2 protein-coding genes are annotated in these 642 nt (G+C 43.8%); both read left to right on the plus strand.

Annotated elements, in window-relative coordinates:
- A partial coding sequence (locus tag R7093_RS26085) for a YqaA family protein (protein WP_318147129.1) occupies positions 1-331 on the plus strand: 331 nt, incomplete at its 5' end.
- Between the two features lie 9 nt (positions 332-340).
- A partial coding sequence (locus R7093_RS26090) for an insulinase family protein (RefSeq protein ID WP_318147130.1) occupies positions 341-642 on the plus strand: 302 nt, incomplete at its 3' end.

The raw sequence follows: 642 nt of genomic DNA on the forward strand, positions 1-642 counted from the left end.
CGCAACTCTCTCACTCAATCAATATGCGGTTTCTTCTATTCTTTTGGTTGCCACAATAGGTAATACGCTTGGTGGCTTAACCAATTACTGGCTTGGGTTATGGATCCCCAATAAAACCCAAGAAGAAAAACATGGTCATACCGCTTTAAAGTGGCTAGCAAAATATGGCTACTGGGGATTGTTTTTCAGTTGGTTACCAATTATTGGTGATCCGTTGTGTCTCGCGGCTGGATGGTTAAGGATGAAATTTCTGCCGTGTGTGATTTTAATATTTTTAGGAAAAGCCGCTCGGTACAGCTTGTTGGCGGCCATTTATCTCGGATTATTTTAAGGAAAGTACATGAGAATGTTTTGGGTTGGCGCGTGCTCACTGTTAGTGATCACGGGCTGTGCATCAAATTCCCCTGTTTCATCGTTGCCAAAAGGGGTGACTTTCGTCGAATCATCGAAAGCAGAAGACGGCAAAGTTAAGATCCCATATCAAAAATACAAACTCGATAACGGCTTGACCGTAATTCTAGCACCAGAGGGCTCTGATCCATTGGTACACGTTGATGTCACGTATCACGTCGGCTCAGCTCGTGAAGAAATCGGTAAGTCGGGTTTTGCGCACTTCTTTGAACATATGATGTTCCAAGGTTC

This window comes from Vibrio sp. 1580, from assembly GCF_033340055.1.